This window comes from Endozoicomonas acroporae (assembly GCF_002864045.1).
Classification (GTDB): domain Bacteria; phylum Pseudomonadota; class Gammaproteobacteria; order Pseudomonadales; family Endozoicomonadaceae; genus Endozoicomonas; species Endozoicomonas acroporae.
Map to the genome: position 1 here is coordinate 1 of NZ_PJPV01000254.1, position 3083 is coordinate 3083.

The following is a 3083-nucleotide window of genomic DNA, read 5'->3' on the forward strand; positions in this document are numbered from 1 at the left end:
AGAAGAGCTGGCTCCAGAAGAATGGTAAAATTCATGGCGCCCCCGCGCAGTGCGGGGGGGATTATCCCATGGTCTGACTGTGGCATGCCTATATCGTCCACGCCCTGAAGAAGGGGCGTGGTTATTCGGTTGGTTGTAATCATTACCTGATCTTGTGTATTTACCACTGATACCAGCAGATCTTCTATCCATAATTATATTTCATTAATTCATGAGAATATAAAAAGCAGACTGCGGTTCTGTTCAGAAGTTCATTTTGCTGAACGGTTTATAAACGCAAGTGGTTGGAGGAGAACATCTACTCTGGATTGTGAAAACGGTTCCTGAGTCATGATGGCAGGGAGACGATTACTGGCTGTTTGTTCTCTTCACTATTTGATCAATAAATGGTTTCATTAAATCCGGGTTCCAAAGCTGTTTAACCGGAATTTCAATGACCTCAAACCCTGCTTTTTGCAACAGTGCAATTTTCAACAGAGTCGAACCATTCCTGGTTTTGAAATCACCATTCACGTAATGAAATGGTCCCTGAATTTCAATCACAATGTTGTGCTCTGGCAGAAACAGGTCAACCGGAGGTAATGAGTTCAAACGCTTTTCTTCTTCAATCTTCAAAGAGGGAAGGCGTGATTGGAGTTGATCACGGAAGAAAGTTTGAGGATCTGAAATGGTTGCCCGGTAATGGGGGACGATCGGAAACGGTCTGCCAAGCCAACTGGCGGCCATGGCAATGACGCGTTGATCCTTTTCATTGTCCGGGGGGGTATTTTCCAGGCGAGTAAGCAGGTCATCCAGGTGCTTTTCAAGCACGTTATTTTTATTGGCTTTGGAGACCAGAGACAACCTGGCACAGCATACCATTCCGCCCCAGAGAGACATAAATATATCTTGCTGAGAGGACAGAGGGTTTTCACTGATTTTGTGGACAAGCGATTTGAAGATAGAGGTAACCACGTCCAGCTCAACGTGCTCACCCAGTTTCGCGGTGGCCCAAAGCAGGTTGGCGATTTCCTGTGGTTTAAAGTTAGCTTTCTGTGCGTACACCCGGGGCAACAACGCGGCCACGGCCTCGTTGAGACCAGGTATCTGCTCTTGCACGTTGTCCACCAGTTTTGCCATGCTCCACAGCAGGTTGGCGATATGCTGAGGAATAAATTGGTATTTTTGTGTGTTCACGCAGGGCAACAACGCTGCCACGACCTCGTTGAGCTCTGGTGTCTGCTCCTGCCCGAAGTCCACCAGTTTCGCCATGGCCCACAGCAGGTTGGTGATCTGCTGAGGAATAAATTGGTCTTTCTGTGCGCTCACCCGGGGCAACAGCGCGGCCATGGCCTCGTTGAACTCTGGTGTCCGCTCCTGCCCGTAGTCCGTAAGTTTCGCCATGGCCCACAGCAGGTTGGTGATATTCTGAAGAATAAATTGGTCTTTCTGTGCGTTGACGCAGTGCAACAGCGTGGCCACGGCCTCGTTGAACTCTGGTGTCCGCTCCTCCCCGTAGTCCGCAAGTTTCGCCATGGCCCACAGCAGGTTGGCGATACTTTGTGGTATTAAGTTAGCTTTCTGTACGTTCACGAGGGGCATCAGCGTGGTCAAGGCCTCGTTGAGCTCTGGTGTCCGATCCTGCCCGTTGTCCATCAGTTTCGCTATGGCCCACAGCAGGTTGGTTATTTCCTGCGGTTTAAAGCAAGCTTTTTGTGTCTTTACATGGGGCAACAGCACGGCCACAGCCTCTTTGAGTTCTGGAGTCTGCTTCTGACCGTTGTCCACCAGTTTCGCCAGGGCCCACAGCAGGTTGGCAATGCCCTGGGCCTTAAATTGGTCTTTCTTTGCGCTCACGTGGGGCAACAGCGCGACAACGGCCTCGTTGAACTCCGGTGTCTGCTTCTGCCCGTTGTCCACCAGTTTCGCCATGGCCCACAGCAGGTTGGCGATATTCTGAGGATTAAATTGGTCTTTCTGTGCCTGCACCTGGGGCAACAGCCCGGCCACGGCTTCTTTAAGCCCTGATGTTTGCTTCAGCCCGTAGTCCTCCAGTTTCGCCATGGCCCACAGCAGGTTGGCGATTCCCTGGGCAGTAAATTGGCCTTTCTGTGCGTTCACATGGGGTAACAGCGCCACCACCGCCTCTTTGAGCCCTGGTGACCGCTCCAGCCCGTTTTCCACCAGTTTCGCCATAGCCGACAGCAGGTTGACAATGCCCTGGGGATTAACCTGGTTTTTCTGTGCGTTTACGAGGGGCAACAGGGCGGCCACGGCCTCTTTGAGACCTGGTGTCCGCTCCAGCCCGTCGTCCACCAGTTTCGCCATGGCCCACAGCAGGTTGACAATGGCCTGGGCATTAAACAGGTCTTTCTGTGCCTTCACATGGGGCAACAGCGAGGCCACGGCCTCGTTGAGCCGTGGTGTCCGTTCCTGCCCGCTGTCCACCAGTTTCGCCATGGCCCACAGCAGGTTGGTGATTTCCTGTGGGTTAAAGTTAGCTTTCTGTACGTTCACCCGGGGTAACAACGCGGCCACGGCCTCGTTGAGCCCTGGTGTCTGTTCCTGGCCATTGTCCGCCAGTTTGGCCATGGCCCACAGCAGGTTGGCGATACCCTGAGGAATAAATTGGTCTTTCTGTATGTTCACGTGGGGCAGCAGTACGGCTACGGCCTTGTTGAGCTCGGGTGTCCGCTTCTGCCCGTTGTCCGACAGTTTCGCTATGGCCCACAGCAGGTTGGCAATATTCTGGGTATTAAATTGGTCTTTGTGGGCGTTCACACGGGGCAACAGCGCGGCCACAGCTTCTTTGAGCTCCGGTGTCCACTCCCCGTTGTCCACCAGTTTCGACATTGCCCACAGCAGGTTGGTGATAGCCTGGGCATTGAATTGCTCTTTCTGTAGGTTCACGTGAGTCAACAGGGCGGCCATGGCCTCTTTGAACTCTGGTGTCTGCTTCTGCCCGTTGTCCACCAGTTTCGCCATCGCCCACAGCAGGTTGGCGATTCCCCGGGCATCAATATTCCGGGCTTCCGGTTTTTGGTTGCAGTTAAATATTATTGCATCAAGCAGAGTTGACAATAAGGCAGCTTGAGTCAGCTGAA

2 protein-coding genes are annotated in these 3083 nt (G+C 52.7%); both read right to left on the reverse strand.

Going from position 1 to position 3083, the window contains the following annotated elements; all coding sequences use genetic code 11:
• The coding region (locus CX664_RS26025; protein WP_146000350.1) for a hypothetical protein at positions 1 to 192 on the reverse strand (192 nt) is incomplete at its 3' end.
• A gap of 156 nt (positions 193 to 348) precedes the next feature.
• Positions 349 to 3083: RAP domain-containing protein (locus CX664_RS24825; protein WP_146000351.1), on the reverse strand; the 2735-nt coding region annotated here is incomplete at its 5' end.